8 protein-coding genes are annotated in these 17,968 nt (G+C 55.7%); all 8 read left to right on the top strand.

Annotated features, from left to right (window positions below; all coding sequences use genetic code 11):
• The first annotated feature begins 516 nt into the window (after positions 1–516).
• Complete coding sequence (locus AD663_RS23835) at positions 517–1,791, top strand: glycoside hydrolase family 68 protein (RefSeq protein ID WP_053214656.1); 1,275 nt, start codon at positions 517–519, stop codon at positions 1,789–1,791.
• Positions 1,792–2,459: 668 nt separating this feature from the next.
• Positions 2,460–2,819, top strand: a complete 360-nt coding sequence (locus AD663_RS23830) for a DUF6124 family protein (RefSeq protein WP_053214655.1) — start codon at positions 2,460–2,462, stop codon at positions 2,817–2,819.
• Between the two features lie 227 nt (positions 2,820–3,046).
• Complete coding sequence (locus tag AD663_RS23825; RefSeq protein WP_053214654.1) at positions 3,047–3,310, top strand: helix-turn-helix transcriptional regulator; 264 nt, start codon at positions 3,047–3,049, stop codon at positions 3,308–3,310.
• Positions 3,310–4,647, top strand: coding sequence for a type II toxin-antitoxin system HipA family toxin (locus AD663_RS23820; RefSeq protein WP_053214653.1), 1,338 nt, complete (start codon positions 3,310–3,312; stop codon positions 4,645–4,647). The genes AD663_RS23825 and AD663_RS23820 overlap by 1 nt, the downstream gene beginning before the upstream one ends.
• Before the next feature lie 440 nt (positions 4,648–5,087).
• Positions 5,088–5,285, top strand: a complete 198-nt coding sequence (locus AD663_RS23815; protein ID WP_053214686.1) for a helix-turn-helix domain-containing protein — start codon at positions 5,088–5,090, stop codon at positions 5,283–5,285.
• Positions 5,286–5,504: 219 nt separating this feature from the next.
• Positions 5,505–10,787, top strand: coding sequence for a DEAD/DEAH box helicase (locus AD663_RS23810; protein WP_053214652.1), 5,283 nt, complete (start codon positions 5,505–5,507; stop codon positions 10,785–10,787).
• Positions 10,784–13,564: a helicase-related protein gene (locus AD663_RS23805; protein ID WP_053214651.1), complete on the top strand. Its 2,781-nt coding sequence runs from the start codon at positions 10,784–10,786 to the stop codon at positions 13,562–13,564. Before AD663_RS23810 ends, AD663_RS23805 begins: the two co-directional genes overlap by 4 nt.
• 21 nt (positions 13,565–13,585) lie before the next feature.
• A complete protein-coding gene (locus tag AD663_RS23800; protein WP_053214650.1) occupies positions 13,586–17,968 on the top strand; it encodes an Eco57I restriction-modification methylase domain-containing protein in 4,383 nt (1,460 codons plus the stop codon).

Raw genomic sequence — 17,968 nt, 5'->3', positions numbered from 1 at the left:
GCATACCCTGCGGGAGCGAGCCTGCTCGCGAAGAGGCCAGCCAATCCAACCCCTCAACCAAGCCAAACCCTTTTGGGAGCAAGGCTTGCCCGCGACGCCCTTCGCCCCCTCACGATGACATAACAACCCACCATCCCGATCGCGATAGCGATACACCCGTCACCATCAGAACCGCTGACTCCCCGCCTTGTTGAGCTTTGCGCACGACGCCCAAGCTCAGTCGAGCAATCCCTCTATGCACTACCTCCACCTGTAGCCAGTTACGCAAGCGTTCTACTGAGTAGCGGCTCAGAGCACCGAGCGTGCAGGCAACGTCGTCGATCTGCCCGATAACAAACTTCTGCGAACGCTTAAGGCTGAAACGTATCAGCCACAAGAAAAAACCAAATTATGCACAAATGCATTTTTTTCTTGACCCGCATGCATGAGCCTCTATAAGGTGGCTTCACTGTATGCGCATCCAGTATTTCTCAAGCATCATTTATTTGAATCCATTCATGGACGAGGTCTTACCTTATGAAAACCAACACTGAAAAATTCGGCGTAACCCCCCATCAACCCAGCCTCTGGACCCGCGCTGATGCGTTGAAAGTCCGGGCGGACGATCCCACCACCACCCAACCGCTGGTCAGCGCGGATTTCCCGGTACTGAACAACGACGTGTTCATCTGGGACACCATGCCCCTGCGCGATTTGGACGGTAACGTGACGTCCGTCGATGGCTGGTCGGTGATCTTCACGCTGACGGCTGATCGTCATCCAAACGACCCGCAGTACCTCGACGAGGACGGTAACTACGACATCCTCCGCGATTGGAACGATCGTCACGGTCGGGCAAAGATGTACTACTGGTTTTCTCGTACCGGCAAGAACTGGGAATTCGGTGGCCGTGTGATGGCCGAAGGCGTTTCGCCGACCGCTCGCGAATGGGCCGGTACGCCGATCCTGTTGAACGACCGAGGTGAAGTGGACCTGTATTACACCGCCGTCACCCCAGGCGCGACCATCGTCAAAGTGCGCGGTCGGGTAGTGACCACTGAACACGGTGTCAGCATGGTCGGCTTCGAGAAGGTCAAGCCGCTGTTCGAGGCTGACGGCAACATGTATCAGACCGAAGCTCAAAACGCTTTCTGGGGTTTCCGCGACCCATGGCCTTTCCGCGACCCGAACGACGGCAAGCTGTACATGCTGTTCGAGGGCAACGTGGCCGGTGAGCGAGGCTCGCACAAAGTGGGAGAGGCCGAAATCGGCGACGTGCCGCCAGGCTATGAAGATGTCGGCAACTCGCGCTTCCAGACCGCCTGTGTCGGCATCGCCGTCGCCCGCGACGCCGACGGTGACGACTGGGAAATGCTGCCGCCACTGCTGACGGCCGTGGGCGTCAACGACCAGACCGAACGCCCGCACTTCGTGTTCCAAGACGGCAAATACTACCTGTTCACGATCAGCCACACCTTCACCTATGCCGACGGCGTGACCGGCCCGGACGGCGTGTACGGTTTCGTCGCGGACTCGCTGTTCGGCCCTTACGTGCCGCTCAACGGTTCCGGCCTGGTGCTGGGCAACCCGTCCTCCCAGCCATTCCAGACCTACTCGCACTACGTGATGCCAAACGGCCTGGTGACCTCCTTCATCGACAGCGTACCGACCGACGAGACCGGCACGCAGATTCGTGTCGGTGGCACTGAGGCACCCACGGTGGGCTTGAAAATAAAGGGGCAGCAGACGTTTGTGGTGGGCGAGTACGACTATGGGTACATTCCGCCGATGCTGGACGTGACGCTTAAGTAATAGCAATACAGGGTCAGGCAGCGGGTTTGAGGTCGATGACAAAACCGTTGTGGGTATGATCGAGATATCCCGCCTGATTCGTTGCGATGGTGTTCGCAAGCGCCATTGAACAACGAGTCGTCACCCTCTTCGCGACTGGCTGCAAGGATGCAGCCAGTCGCGTTTTCGTCAGTCCTATTTTTGAAACGCCTGACGTGTCGCCATTCTTTGATTTCGGCGACACGTTCTATCGTCATGTCGCCCGCAGCGACATATACACACCAGCTCCTCTGTGGGAGCTTGCTCGCGATAGCGGTGCATCAGCAACCTTCCGGACAGCTGTTTATCGTGACTCCACGAGACTAGCCACGACCGACACCGCCTTGCGCCATTGCCTACAACTACGCCAGAATCCGCCGGCTTGTGCGTCTTGAGTCCCCTAGGTAGTTTGAATCCGTCACTGCTCATCAGTGATCGGGTTTCGCAGCCCGGACTCTATAGGCGCACAACGTCACCTTCGAAAGCAGATTACCCATGTCTGTGATTTCGTCAGAGGTGGCTGTGCGTGGGAGACCCCTTGGGTCTGCCGGTCCCTAGAGTCCCGGTCTGCGAACCCGCGTACAGCTGCCACCCCATACTTCGTTTCGCAGCGAAGGGTGGTAGCTCCAACAGACTCTAGGAGCTTTACCATGGTCAAAATTACACCGAACCCGCCAGCTACAGATGAGCATGTGTCTCGCGCTCAGTCTGCTCGTAACAAGAAGCTCGATGAAGCTGCTGAACGGGCTTTGGATTTTTATCTGAAGCCTACGCCCAAGAAGGAAACGTCTGACAACCCCAACAGCATCTTCCGCATCGCGCCTGATGTTGATTCGGAGTGTCTGCTCGCCAGTCTCAGTGAAAACCTGGCTGCGGCCAATGCCATGATCAATGATTTGGCGTTTGACCTTGAGGGTTCGCGACGGCGCGTTGCGATGGGGATTTTGCAGGTGATTGAGGTGAGCGAGCTGTTGGCGAATCGGGCTTTGGATATTGTTGAGGTGAGGTAATCAGGGGACGCGCTTACCCCAGGTATGAAAAAGGTCTTGCAGGGCAAGGCCTTTTTTATAGTCGAGAGATTGGTAGAGGGCTGTCAGGTTTGGGAGCGTCAGAAGATTCATCGCTCAATTTGTGCAACAGGGTGCTGCACTACTGCCAAATAGGAAACTTGTAGTGTTGTGTCTCTAGGGCTACAGTAATCAGCAGAATCTAGATTTTTGATGCACGGGGGCTACAAATGACCACCTTGTTTGACGTGGCTGAGATGCTGAAACGGGCTCGAGGTGAGGCCGATTTGAGCCAGGATGCCTTGGCCAGTCGCGCTGGCGTATCCCGTTCAACAGTGGCACGTATGGAAACAATGGCAAAAGGGGACATGAGCGTCTCGGCCCTTGTCCGATTATTGGAAGCGGCCGGATACGACTTGAAACTGGTGAAGGCTGGCCATGAACGCACGGTTGAGGACATCCTTGCCGAGCAACGTTCCGGAGTTTCTGAATAATGATTTTAGACGTACACGTCAGCGGCAAGACGGTCGCCAAGCTTTACCGAGAGCGTGATGAGTACGTCCTGAAATACCTTCCAGGTACCAGCGCGGCGGACTTTGTCAGCTTGGCATTACCCGTGCGTGAAGAGCCGTGGCGCTGGCCCCGAGACCTGTTCCCGTTTTTTCGGCAGAACCTGCCTGAAGGGTACTTGTTGGGCGTTATCCGTGAAGAGTTTGGTGCCTTGCTGGATGGCACGGATTTATCGCTGCTAGCCGTAATCGGCGGAGCAGGCGTTGGGCGGGTGACGGTAACGCCGGAAGGCGTCATGCCGGGCGTCGAAATGGAGCCCTTGGAAATCGATCATCTGCTGACTGCTGAAAACACAACCGAGCATTTTGCGACGCTGGTACGCCGTTATGCACGTGCGGCCATCTCTGGCGTCGTGCCCAAGTTCATCGCGCAGGATATCGAGCACGACGCGTTACCTTTGGGCAAGCCTACTCTGCGCACTGGGTTTCATATCATCAAAGGCTCGGACGAGACGACGCCTTACCTGGGCTTTAACGAGTTTTACACCATGCGTGTCCTAGAGCGGTTACAGGTCGTACCGGTAGCAACGTGTCGTATGTCAGAAGATGGCCGAGTTCTCGTGGTGAATCGTTTTGATGTCGATGAAAACGGCCTGCCGCGTTGTGGGCTGGAGGACGCATGCGGACTCCTGGGCTTGCCGCCCCATGAGAAATACGCGACCACCACTGAAAGAGTGTGGAACGCCACTCGGGTATACATTTCTGGAGAGCGGTTGCGCGAACAGCGTGAGCACTTCGGTTGGCATCTGCTGACGAACTACGTGGTACGTAATGCGGACTGCCACGCTAAAAACATTGCGCTTTATTACACCTCGCGAGCAGACGTAGCGTTTACGCCTGTCTATGACTTGGTGACTACTCAGGCCTATCCGCGTTTTGCCGCCAACCCGCCCGGTTTATCCGTAGGCGGTCGGCAAACTTGGATGCCGGGCCGCACGCTTGAGATGTTTTTCAATGGCCGCTTAAACATCCCTCCGCGTCAGTACGCCGCGATGGTTGAGCAACTGTGCGAATCCGCTGTCGCCGTGGGTAACGAAGTTATCGAGGCCGCAAAGAACGAGCCTGCTTGGCGGGATGTGGCCAAACACATGGTGCACGCGTGGAATGAAGGTATGGAAACGCTACGTAGCCCAAAATCAGCCCCGCATTTTCGGGGACTGGATACGGCCATTACCGAGGCAGGTTTCTCGGGGCTTCGAGCGCCGGAACAACATCGAGTGCAGGTCGGTCGCTCTGAGCTACTTGCGCCACGTAAGCGCTAAGGAATAAAACTAGCAGGCAGCTATCTCAGGCCTTACTTGACGTAAGCCGATTCAGCGCGATAACACGCGCCTGATCCTCGACAGCAGGCTTTCACGAGCAGCAGCACCAGCGCCGTCACCCATTACTCGATGCCTCGCGCGCGGTAGCAACAGTCAGGGATACACCCTCCTGGCTCAACGACCAATCAACCGCCGATAACAACTCCTTGCCGAACGACGATTTGAAGCCATCGACTCAGCGGTATGCGCCAATACCTGGGCGTGCTCATTGGCCTCTGTCGGATCGCCGGTTTGGCCATCAAGCTACTCCTGACCAATTGCCTTGGATCTATGTAGTGAAGCTGTTAGCTCCGTTGAGATTTGCTTACCCACCTGTTTTAACCCGGTTAAAACAGGTCAAATCCGCTAAGATCCCGATCTTGTTTTTGTGGATTTTAGTCATGACAGATCGCTGGCTGAGCGTTGAAGAGATCACTGAGCACCTCGGCATTAGCAAAGACACTGTGTACGCTTGGATTGCGAAGCGCCACATGCCGGCTCACAAGGTCGGCAGATTATGGAAGTTTCAGAAGACAGAGATAGATGCCTGGGTTAAGGCCAACGGTGCCAGTGACAACAGCGTAACAGGCTCGCAGTGATGGCTGAACGCTATCGCTTCTCTGATGTCCTGAGCGTATTGTTTGCTCGGGGGGCTGAGCAAAATACCGGTCGCAATTTGTTAATGCACACCGTTCGGAGTCGCGGGTATCTGAGAGGCTGTGTGTGTATCGTATTTAAGCGTTCGCAGACGCCCGAAGGCGAGAGCAACGTGTTCATGACTGCTGATTATCAAATCGAAGTGGAAGGAGAAACAACGCATGGATAATGTATTCAATTTCCGCGATCAATTGATAAATGAATACAGCAGCTTTTCCCGCAGCTTCTCCCGGATTCAGGCTGTCGACATCCGAGAGGAAGTTGAGCGTCAGTATGCCAGCGGCCGTTATTGGCCTGAACCGCTTATCCAAATCAACCCAAACTATCAGCGCAAGGGGACGGTGCAGCAACTTGCTGCGGACGGTCTATTGCACAAAGCCTGTGCCGAGCTTTTTCAGGTAGGCAAAACTGAGGGTCGTCCGGAACCGCTACACCTTTATGCCCACCAGCTCCAAGCCCTGGCGAAAGGTCAGAGTCGTCAGAGCTATGTGGTCACAACTGGCACAGGATCAGGTAAGTCCTTGTCCTTTTTTATTCCTGTGATCGATCGGATCTTAAAAGCCAAGGATCAGGATCAAAGTCCGCGTACCCGCGCCATCGTAATCTATCCAATGAACGCCTTAGCCAACAGCCAGCTGGAAGAGCTAGACAAATTCTTGCATGGTTACCCAGAAGGGTTGCAGCCATTCACCGTCGCTCGTTACACCGGGCAGGAGTCGCGTATCGAACGCGCCGCCATTGCTGACAATCCTCCGGATATTCTCCTCACTAACTTCATGATGTTGGAGCTTATTCTTACTCGGTTTGATGAGGACGATCGGCGGGTGGTTGAGCATTGTCATGGCCTGGAGTTCTTGATTCTTGACGAGTTGCATACCTATCGCGGGCGGCAGGGGGCTGATGTTGCGTTGCTGGTGCGACGGTTGCGCGAGCGCTTACAAGCCGATGAGCTAGTTTGCATTGGCACCTCTGCGACTATGTCCAGCACAGGAAGCCAAGCTGACCGCAACAAGACGGTGGCTGAGGTAGCTAGCAAGCTTTTTGGCGCTTGCATTACTGAGCAAGACGTCATTGGCGAAACGCTGGAACGGGTAACCGATCCGCTCAAGGATGTCTCGGCCATTCTGCCGAAACTGAAAATAGCATTGAGCCGCAAGGGGTTTGCCTGGGATGGATTCGAGTCTTTCCGCACAGACCCGATGGCAATCTGGGTAGAGCTAAATCTTGGGATCGATTTGCCGGATAACGAACCTCCACGTCGTGCTAAGCCCATGACTTTGCATGATGCCAGCGCCAAACTTGCGAAGGAGGCCGGAATCACTCCGGAGGACGCTCGCGTTAGTTTGCAACGCTTTTTAGTAGCTGCTCATGAAATCAGAACCCCGCAAGGCCGGCCGCCCTTTGCCTTCAAGCTGCATCAGTTCATCAGTGGTCCGGGCAAAGTTCTGGCTACTCTGGAGGCTCAGGGTACGCGCCATGTGACTCTCGACGCACAGCGCTTTGCGCCGGGACGGCAGGACGAAGGCGTTCATCTGTATCCAGTACATTTCTGTCGCGACTGCGGCCAGGAATACCACCCGGTTTGGCTTTCCAAGCAACTGCCCACCAGCTATCAGCCGCGTGAAATCGATGATATAGCCTCCGATGACAACGAAGACGTTGCCTTCGGTTTTCTCTGTCCGGTGCAACCCGGCCAGCAGTATGGTGGACTGTTAGAGGATTTACCCGAGACTTGGCTGGACTTGAGCAAAGACGAACCTAAGCTCAAACAGAATTACAAAAAATTAATGCCCTACCAAGCATCAGTGAACGTGAGGGGTGATGAGGGCTCCGGCGAGTCTTTCTGGTATATCCCCGGCAAGTTCCGTTTTTGCCTAAAGTGCGCGCAAGCGCATGAAGCCCACGGCAAAGACATAAACCGCCTCGCTAGTCTTTCGGGCGAGGGCCGTTCATCTGCCACGACAATCCTTACCTTGAGTGCGTTGCGTCAACTGTTTGCTGAGGGAGAACCAAGCCCAGGGCAAGCCGATCCCCGTAAACTGCTGGGCTTTACCGACAACCGTCAGGATGCCGCCCTACAGGCTGGGCATTTCAACGATTTTGTTTTTCTTTTGACTCTGCGTTCTGGCTTGATCGGCGCTCTGCAAAATAGCCAGGGGCTCCTTACCGAAGAGCAATTGGCCGACTCGGTGTTCAAGGCGCTCGGCTTTGACCAACTGAATGACGCAACTCTCGTTGAATACCTGCGTACTCCCAAGCTCATGGGGCTGGCACGACAGGAGGCGCAACGCACGCTGCGTTTCATCATCGGATATCGCCTGCTGCGTGACCTTCGTCGAGGCTGGCGTTTCAACAATCCGAACCTCGATCAGTTGGGTCTGCTTGCCATTCGCTATCGCAGCCTGGATGAGTTCTGTGCAGACGATGCGTCCTTTGCCAAAAACTCCACACTGAGCAAATTGAATGCGCACAATCGCGCACTCCTCTGCCAGCAAGTTTTTGATGCCATGCGGCGCGGCCTGTGTTTGGAGAGCCGGTATCTAGATGCCGTGGAGCAAGATAAAGCCCGTACTAGTGCTTTCTCCTACCTCAATGATCGCTGGGCCTTTGCCGCTGACGAGCAGTTGGAAACCGCCAAGTACCTAATCCTGGACAAGCGCCCTGACTACAAGGGCAAACCGCGTACCGATCTGATGCCAGGTGGCCCACGTTCGCGTCTGTTGCGCGATATAAAAACAGCGTCTTTCTGGAAGCAAACTTCAATAGCTGGCCAAGTGGCGAGCTGGAAAGATGCTGACTGGCGCGACTTAGTGGAAGCCTTGCTGCAGGCCGCTAACCTTTATGGCTATGTGCAAAAGCACCCGATTGACCAGCGGTTGGTGGGTTGGCGTCTGAATGCTGCCGCGCTGGACTGGTGTCTGATCACCGACGATACGCAGGGTGACGATAGCCGAGCCAATGCTTTCTTCCGTACGCTTTATCTCAGTGTCGCCACAGTGCTGAGACAGAGTGGTCATTCGCTATTCGACTTTGAAGCCCATGAACATACTGCCCAAGTCGATGCAGGAAGGCGGCAATTGCTGGAGCAGCGCTTCCGCTACACCGAGAAAGACCGTAAGGATTGGGCGAGCAACCCAGCACATGAAGCGCCGCTTGAGCGTTTACCAGTCATGTTTTGTTCGCCAACCATGGAGTTGGGCGTGGATATCTCTGCGCTCAACACTGTTTACTTACGAAACGTGCCACCTACCCCAGCTAACTATGCGCAGCGTAGTGGCCGGGCAGGGCGCTCCGGACAGCAGGCGTTGGTCATCACTTACTGTGCTTCTCAGAGTCCGCACGACCAATGGTTTTTCCATCATGCCAACGAGATGGTATACGGCGTGGTGCGGGCGCCCACCCTCGATTTGGCCAATCGCGATCTCGTCCAAAGTCACCTGAACGCCGTCTGGCTGGCCTGCGCGCAAGTAGCCCTGGACTCCAGCATCGCACTTATGCTTGATTTAGATCCGCCAGAAAAACCACTGATCCAGCATTATTACGATGCCCTCAATGACCCCGCGGTTCAGGCAAGAGCACAGATCAGCGCTTCTCGAGTCATCGCTCAGTTGCAAAACGAACTAAATGGCAGCGACTGGTTTAAACCCGACTACGTGCAGCAGGTCATTAAAGAGGCGCCACAAGAGTTCTCCAACGCACTTGAACGCTGGCGGGTCTTGTTCGATGCCACCCGCGCACAGATGAATATGGCTGACCAAATTGTAAAAAGTCATACAGCCTCCCACAGCGAAAGGCAAAACGCCCAGCGTCGCTATGGGGATGCCGCTCGCCAATACGCTGTACTGCTTAAGAGTGGCAATACGCAGAGCTCGGATTTCTATACTTATCGCTACTTGGCCAGCCAAGGCTTCCTGCCCGGCTACAACTTCCCACGCTTGCCGCTTATGGCTTGGATTCCCGCCCGTGGCGGTATTTCTAATTCCGGCAAAGACGACGAAGGCAGTATGGTAAGCCGTCCGCGTTTTCTAGGGCTCTCGGAATTTGGCCCGCGCAGCCTTATCTACCACCAAGGTCGCATGTATCGCGTGGTGCGTGCCAAACTTAACGTTGGCTCATCTGATCACATATCGGGCAACAGTCAGTTGGCTACTGTTGCCTCATTGGTCTGCAACCAGTGCGGCTATGGTCACGTGGGCGATCCTGGCTGCGGGCAGCTCGCCGTTAATACCTGTGAAAACTGCGATGCACTGTTAACCGAGCATGATTGGGTGCGTGAGCTTTATCGCGTCGAGACTGTGGAAACCGTAGCTGTCGAACGCATCTCCATTAATGATGAGGACCGACAACGTCAAGGTTTCGACTTACAAACTACCTACCGTTTCCTGCCTGGGCCTGATGGTGTCATCCAAAAGCGTAAGGCGGAAATCCAGCAGGGCGGAGACGTACTGGCCGAGCTCACCTATGCTCCCGCCGCCCGCTTGTGGCGGATAAATCGAGGCTGGCGCCGGCGTAAGAACAAGGAACAGCTCGGCTTTTACATTAATCCCATAACCGGTACCTGGAGCAAGCAGGACGATCCTAGTGGCAGCGAAGACGGCGGCAATGACGAAGCCTTACTCGACAAAATACCCAACCAGCGCATCGTTCCTTTTGTCGAGGATCATCGAAATCTGCTGATTTTGGCACCGCTGCACCCGCTCTCCACCGAGGCGATGGCTACCTTGCAGGCGGCGCTTAAGCGCGGTATTGAAATGACCTTCCAGATCGAAGAATCCGAACTGGTCGCTGAGCCGTTGCCTAAAGGCGACGAACGCCGAGCGTTGATGTTTTACGAGGCGGCCGAAGGCGGTGCAGGTGTGCTAACTCGCCTAGCAAGCGAGCCTGCCAGCCTTGCGCAAGTCGCCAGCAGTGCCCTGAGTCTTATGCATTACAACGTACCGCAAGGTGAGTGGCAGTTCGACAACCTACCCGAGCTGGAACAAACCGACGTGCTGGGCAACCGTATCTGCGAAGCTGGATGCTACCAATGCTTACTTTCCTACTTCAATCAGCCCGATCACGAAAACATCAATCGCCGCAATGCTGATGCACTCAAGCTTCTGGTGGCGTTGGCCAACGCTCAAGTACAACCGAGTCAGATGCCTGTTGTTGCGGCGGCACGCAGCGGTGATGAGCTTTTGGAGCAATGGCTGCAAGTCATTAGTCGGGCAGGGCACCGCCAGCCCGATGCCATTAATGTGTCAGTCCTTAATGGGATGGCTGCTGTAGCCGGACAGTACAAATCTGTCCGCGCATTAGTATTCCTTAAGGCGGTATCCAATGAGTTGCATAGCCTACTAGTCGACAAAGGCTGGCAAGTGCTTGACTTTTCCGACCCATCACAATGGTCAGTCCAGTTCGCCCGCCATGCCGACGTGTTTGACATGCCAGAGAAACAACAATGACTACGCTCGAACACGATTTCATGCCCGGCAACTTGATTCGCGCCCGTGGGCGCGAGTGGGTAGTACAAAGCGACTCTCGACGCGACTGGCTGCGTTTGCGCCCATTGGGTGGCGCAGATGACGACACCATTGCCTTGATTCCTGAGCTGGAGTTTGAGCCCGTTGAACCTGCTACCTTCCCATGGCCACAGCCCGACCAGGCCGGCAACCATGCGGCGGCTCTGTTACTGCGCGATGCTTTGCGATTAAAGCTTCGCAACGGTGGCGGCCCGTTCCGCTGCTTTGGCAATATCGCCGTCGAGCCGCGTGGTTACCAGTTGGTGCCGTTGTTGATGGCCCTGCGCTTGACGACTGTACGTTTACTGATTGCCGATGACGTAGGTGTCGGCAAAACAATCGAAGCCGGCTTGATTGCCCGCGAGCTGATGGATCGTGGGGAGATCAGCCGCCTTGCTGTACTTTGTCCGCCGCACCTCGTCGAACAATGGCAAAGTGAGTTGGAAACCCGCTTCAATCTGCAAGCCGTGGCGCTTACCTCTAGTAGCGCTAGCCGCATTGAGCGCGACCTGCCACACGGAGTTAGCCTGTTTGACCACTACCCTGTGGTGGTAGTTAGCCTCGACTACATCAAAAGCGAACGACACCGCGAACACTTCCTTTCCATTGCTCCGGAATGTGTAATCGTCGATGAGGCACATACCTGCGTTAGGAGTGGTGCTGGCAAGCAACTGCGTTTTGAGCTGTTGCAACGCTTGGTGAAAGACGAAAGTCGCCATCTTCTGCTGCTCACTGCCACCCCGCATTCTGGCGACGAAGTCGCGTTCTACAACTTACTTTCCTTGCTTGACCCGCGCTTTGTTGCCCTGCAAGGACGTATGTCTACCACTGATCCGTTGCGCCAGGAACTCGCCCGCCATTTCGTCCAGCGTCGCCGCAAGGATATAGCCGAATGGCAAGCGGAAACCGGCGATGGCCGTGGTTTTCCGCGCCGCATGAAAACCGAAGTTACCTACCAGCTTAGTGGTGACTGGGGCCGCTTTTTCGATGCAGTACAAAGCTACTGCCGTGAGCTGGCCGAAAGCATTGAGCAGACAAAGTCTGGCAGCGTACGTCTGATCTGGTACGCCACCCTTGCCCTGTTGCGTTGCGTTGCCTCCTCTCCGGCAGCGGCAGTTAAAGCCTTGACCACCCGAATTGAGGGCACTCTCGAATTCGACGATCTGCTGACCGACGAACGTTTGCATGACGGCGAGGCTGACGACCTGGAAAGCAGCGACTTGGAGCCACCAGCTCAACTCCAAGATGCCAGTCGCCTGCAAACCCTCATCAAAGAGGCTGAGCGCCTTTCTGGCAAAGCCGGCGACCCTAAACTCTCTAGCCTTATTCAGCACCTGCAATCCCTGATTAAGGACGGGTATCAGCCGGTGGTGTTCTGTCGCTATATCGCTACCGCGCACTATGTAGCCGAGCACCTGAAAAAAGCCTTCCCAAAGGTCATCATCGAAGCCGTTACCGGCGAATACACACCAGAAGAGCGTCGCGAACGGGTCGATGCGATGGAGGAGTGCAACCAACGTATTCTGGTCGCCACAGACTGCCTTTCTGAAGGCATTAATCTGCAGCACTTGTTCACCGCCGTGGTCCACTATGACCTGGCTTGGAATCCTACCCGTCACGAGCAACGTGAAGGCCGTGTCGACCGCTTTGGTCAGCAAGCGGCGGAAGTGCGCTGCACGATGCTCTATGGGCAGGACAACCCAGTTGATGGCTTTGTGATTAACGTCATTCTGCGCAAAGGCGAGGCCATCCAAAAAGAACTCGGCGTATTAGTGCCCATGCCCGAAGACGAGCAGCGCATCAGCCAGGCGCTGGTGAAAGCTGCCCTTATGAAGCGCGGCGGCATCACCGCTCCCTATACGCCAGATATGTTTGCTGCCGCGAATGTCGAACTGCAGCCGCTGCAAGCCCAATGGCAGGACGCATTAGAAAAAGCCAAGGCCAACCGCACGGTGTTCGCCCAACGACGTATCCGTCCTGATGAAGTGTTACCCGAATGGCAAAAACAGCAGCAGGCTCTGGGTACCCAGGCCGACGTTCAACGCTTTGTACAAAGCGCCTGCGCCCGATTGAATTCCCCGCTGGAACCCACGCATAAGCCGCATCACCAGCGATTGCTGCCACAGCACTTGCCCGACGCTTTGAGGATGCGTCTAGCCGATGAAGGTATCGGTAAACCGCTGATAATTGATTTCAACGAGCTGCACCGCAGCCATCCACTGGTCACCGTACTAGCGGAATATCTGCTTGAAGATAGCCTTTCGAGTGAGCATGCCATCGCTGCCCGCAGCGCTGCCACTCTCACCGATGCGGTGGACGTGGTTACCACCATTTACCTGCTGCGCCTGCGCCACCAGCTCGGCTATGTGCGCCGTCGCGAACCTTTTCAAATGATGGCTGAAGAAACTGTGGCGCTGGCCGTTATTGGTCGCAGTAATCCGCAGTGGTTGAGTGATGAGTTGGCCAGCAAACTGCTGCAATGTACGCCTAGTGGCAACCTACCCATTGAGACCATGCAGCGCGAAATCCGCACCGCTCTTGATTTCCTTGTCAGCAACCAGCAGCGACTAGAAACGTTGGCTACCGAACGCGCCAACTCGTTGTTGGAAGATCATCGGCGAGTGCGCGAAGCCGCTCGAGATGTTGGTCAGTACAGCGTTAGCCCCTGTCTACCAGTGGATGTGATTGGTGTGTATGTGCTGCTACCGGATTCGCTGTAAGCGCGCCTAAGGAAAGTCAAAATGAGAAAGCTCCGCAAAACCCAGGCCGCGCTCAACCTACCTACGCTTAAGCTCGAAGGCGGTCTGTTCCTGCCTGACCAGTTGGAAAAGGCCGCCCTTGGAAGTGCCAAATGGCAAACCGAAACTGATTACCTCATCCCCAAGGGGCTTAAGCTCAAGGACGATTACAGCCGGGCCTTCCAGATTGCCAGTGCTCAGTACAAACACTTTGCTGCGCAAATCGATCGTGCAGATGTGGATGCTGCTGCGATCACGCAGCACCTAGTGCTCGAGCTGCTGCGCGATGCATTTGGCTACAGCAATCTTTCGCAAGTTAAAAGTATCACCGTGGGTGAACGGCACTACCCAGTGCAGCTACTCGCAGGCAACCTGCCCATCGTTGTCGCACCGCACACAATGGGACTGGATGATGCCGATACACGTTTTGCTATCACCGACAGCGGTAGCCGGAAAAAATCTGCGTTCCAGCTCGCGCAAGAACTGCTTAACGCCAGCTCCGAACACCTCTGGGCTATTGTCAGCAATGGCAAACAACTACGTCTGCTGCGAGATGCAGCCACACTCACTCGCCCCAGCTTTCTGGAAGTGGACCTGCAAGACCTACTGAGCGGTCAGCGTTATGCCGAGTTCACCAACGTCTGGCGTCTGTTGCACGCCAGCCGTGCCGGCGATGATCTGCAAAGCTGCATCTGGGAGCGCTGGCGCGAAGTTGGTCAGGAGGAGGGGACCCGTGTGCGCGACGGTCTGCGCCTGGGCGTCACCCAAGCCCTGCTCACCCTGGGCGAAGGCTTTTTGCAACACCCAAGCAACGAGGTTCTGCGCCGCGCCTTGCACTGCGGCGAGCTGAGTAAGGATGCCTATTTCCAGCAATTGCTGCGCCTTATCTATCGGCTGATCTTTCTGTTCAGCGTGGAGGAGCGCGGCCTGCTGCATCCAGCAGACGACAATAAGGAAGCTATTGCTGCCCGTCGTGTTTATGCCGAGGGGTATGCTGTAGCTCGCTTGCGCGAGCTATGCCTGAAACGTCGTGCCCGCAATCGCTTCGATGACCACTGGCAAGCTCTACGTATCGTCTTCAGGGGCTTGACCGAAGGAGAGCCTCGCTTGGCCCTACCCGCACTGGGTGGCCTGTTTGCACAAAGCCAGTGCCCGCAGCTCGATGCCGCCAGCCTGAGCAACGCTCACCTTCTGGCCGTGATGCAAAACTTGCGTTGGGCCAATCATGGCGGAACGTTGGCTCCGGTGGACTATCGCAATATGGGGCCGGAAGAACTGGGCAGCGTGTACGAGAGCCTGCTAGAACTGGTGCCGGAAATCGATCTGCCCGCCAAACAATTTGGCTTTGTCGGTTTAACCAGCGAAGGCAGCACCGTCGGCAACGCCCGTAAGCTAACCGGCAGTTATTACACGCCCGACTCGCTGGTGAAGGAGCTGATTAAGTCCGCTCTCGATCCCGTGATAGAGCAACGTTTGGCGGCCAATCCGGCCAACCCCGTGGAGGCACTGCTGGCGATTCGCGTCATCGATCCCGCCTGCGGTAGTGGGCATTTTTTACTGGCTGCCGCTCGCCGCCTGGCGGAAAAACTGGCCCAATTGCAAGCGCCTGACGACGCCATAAAGCCGCAAGACTACCGCCATGCTCTGCGCGAAGTAGTGAGTCGTTGCATTTTCGGTGTGGATCGCAACCCTATGGCGCTGGAACTGGCGCGCATGGCTTTATGGTTGGAAGGTTTTGAAGAAGGCCGCCCGCTGGGCTTTCTCGACCACCACCTGCAATGTGGTGATGCGCTACTTGGGCTGACTGACCTGAACGCGCTGGAACTGGGTATTGCTAAAGAGGCGTTTAAGCCTTTGCCTGGAGACGACAAAAATGTGTGCAAGGCTCTAGTCAAAACTAATGCCATTGGCCTTAAGCAGCTGGAGCGCGATCTGAAGGGCAAGCAAACTTCTCTGCGATTTGACGATGCCGTTGGCCTCACAGCTCTGCAATCCATCGAAGCCTTACCGCAAGACAGCACGCAACAGATTGCAAGGAAGGAAGCCGCTTACCGCGAGTTTCTGGCGCAGGCCAAAACCAGCCGGTTGGCGCACGCCGCCGATATTACGCTTGGCGCGTATATGATGCCCAAAACCAAAGAGAGCGAAGCACATATCCCCACTAGTGCCACGTTGTACCTGACCCTGCTCACCGACAGTCTAAGCGCCGAACACCAGCAACAACTCGCTACCGCGCAAGCGTCATGCCGCGAAGCCCGTGTGCTGCACTGGCCGTTGGCCTTTCCGCAGGTGTTTGCCGCCGGGGGATTTGACTGCGTGCTGGGTAATCCCCCGTGGGAAGTGTCGCAAATGGGCGAAGAGGAGTTCTTTGCGTCGCGGGCACCTCACATTGCGCAACAAGCTGGTGAAAAGCGCAAACGAGCGATTGTAGCGCTGTCGGCGGATGACCCGCGCCTCTGGAGCGAGTATGTGGTGGAGAGCCATCGCATTGCGGCTGCCAACAACTTCTACCGTGAGTTTGGGCGCTTTCCCATGACTGCGGTGGGTAAACTCAATACTTACCCGCTATTTGCGGAAACGATGAGTCAGATTACTCAGGAGCATGGCCGCGCAGGTTTTATCGTGCCTACAGGTATCGCTACCGACGATAGCACCAAGGCTTTCTTTGCCTATCTAACGCAAAACGGGCGATTGGTCAGCCTCTATGATATTGAAAATCGCGACAAGCTATTTGCCGCCGTCGATAGCCGTATGAAGTTCTGCTTGCTCACCCTCGGAGCTGCCCCCCAAGCCGAGTTCGTCTGCTTTGCCACGCAGGTAAGCCAACTGACAGACCCGCGTCGTAGCTTTGCCCTCACGCCTGCCGAGTTCTGCCTGATTAACCCCAATACGCTCACCTGTCCGGTTTTTCGCAGCGAGTACGATGCAGAGTTGACCAAAAAACTTTACCGCGCAGCACCGGTGCTGATTGAAGACGGTCAGCCCAACGGCAACCCGTGGGGCATTACTTTCTCGCAAGGGCTGTTCAACATGACCAGCGATAGCCACCTGTTTGCGGATACGCTTGGCACTGAGTTGTTGCCGCTGTATGAAGCCAAGATGGTCCACCAGTTCGACAACCGCTGGGCCACCTACACACCCGATGGAAGCAGTCGTGATGTGAGTCGGCTTGAGAAGGCCGACCAGGACTACACCGTCACTCCGCGCTATTGGGTGAGCTCAGCCGAGGTGAATGAGCGACTACAAAGTAAAGGCTGGGACAAGGGCTGGTTGATGGGGTGGCGGGACATATGCCGCGCCACGGACGAACGTACGGTGATTGCCAGTGTGGTGGGACGGGTGGGAACTGGCGATACACTGTTACTGATGTTCCCGGACGCTAAACATGGTTCGCGAGTTGCGTGTTTACTGGCAGACCAGTGTTCGCTCGTGCACGATTATGCGGCTCGGCAGAAAGTTGGTGGGACACATCTGAAATATCACGTCAAGAAGCAGTTGCCGAATTTGCCCCCCGATCGCTATATCGAAACTGACCTCGCATTTATCGTCCCTCGGGTGCTGGAGCTCACCTACACTGCCCGCGATCTTGCAAGCTGGGCAAAAGACCTTGGCTACGATGGTCCACCGTTCGCCTTCGACCCTGATCGCCGTGCAGAACTGCGAGCAGAGCTCGACGCCTACTACGCCCGTCTCTATGGCCTGAGCCGTGATGAGCTGCGTTATATCCTCGATCCTTCAGAAGTTATGGGTGAGGACTATCCCAGCGAAACTTTCCGCGTGCTCAAGAACAACGAAACCAAATCGTTCGGGGAATATCGCACTCGACGTTTGGTCATGCGTGAATTCGACCGAATAACCTTGGCGGAAGCCAGCGGCGAAACCTATGTCAGTCTTCTGGTTCCTCCACCTGGACAGCAGGCACCGCCAACTTATTCGGAGCGTGGCGTTATTCGCGATGAGCTAGATGCTCGCTTGGCTGGCCTGCTGCTCACGTTGATTCAGCAAGCAGGGCGTTTACCGCGCCGTCAGCTGTACGATGCCTCGCTTATTGCAGCCCGCTCTGAATTGTTGTTGGCTTATGTAGGGGAGACGAATGCAAAAAATGTTGCGACCTTTCAAGATCAGTACGCCGGGATCTTCGAGTCCACGCGACTTGAAGGTGGTCGGATACAGGATTGGATTCGTTATTTCGAGGCCGCTGGGCTGGTACGGGTGGAGTCCAATCAACTCGTCGCGCTAAAGGGACAAGATATCCCAGCTCATCTGATTGTCGATACCCAAGCTACCTCAGTCGCCAGCATTCTGTTGAACGCTGCGGAACAGATGCAGCTTGGTGCCGGTGACGAAGGGATTCAGCTCAGTCAACAGTCAAGCAAACAAGCCTAA

This window comes from Pseudomonas sp. Q12-87, from assembly GCF_001269755.1.
GTDB lineage: Bacteria > Pseudomonadota > Gammaproteobacteria > Pseudomonadales > Pseudomonadaceae > Aquipseudomonas > Aquipseudomonas fluorescens_S.
This window is presented reverse-complemented; position numbering and strand designations above follow the sequence as displayed.

Excerpts from the sequence above, each read along its gene's own strand:
- AD663_RS23820 (WP_053214653.1), top strand. The coding sequence starts at position 3,310 with ATGATTTTAGACGTACACGTCAGCGGCAAGACGGTCGCCAAGCTTTAC.
- AD663_RS23830 (WP_053214655.1), top strand. The coding sequence starts at position 2,460 with ATGGTCAAAATTACACCGAACCCGCCAGCTACAGATGAGCATGTGTCT.
- AD663_RS23815 (WP_053214686.1), top strand. The coding sequence starts at position 5,088 with ATGACAGATCGCTGGCTGAGCGTTGAAGAGATCACTGAGCACCTCGGC.
- AD663_RS23810 (WP_053214652.1), top strand. The coding sequence starts at position 5,505 with ATGGATAATGTATTCAATTTCCGCGATCAATTGATAAATGAATACAGC.
- AD663_RS23825 (WP_053214654.1), top strand. The coding sequence starts at position 3,047 with ATGACCACCTTGTTTGACGTGGCTGAGATGCTGAAACGGGCTCGAGGT.
- AD663_RS23800 (WP_053214650.1), top strand. The coding sequence starts at position 13,586 with ATGAGAAAGCTCCGCAAAACCCAGGCCGCGCTCAACCTACCTACGCTT.
- AD663_RS23805 (WP_053214651.1), top strand. The coding sequence starts at position 10,784 with ATGACTACGCTCGAACACGATTTCATGCCCGGCAACTTGATTCGCGCC.
- AD663_RS23835 (WP_053214656.1), top strand. The coding sequence starts at position 517 with ATGAAAACCAACACTGAAAAATTCGGCGTAACCCCCCATCAACCCAGC.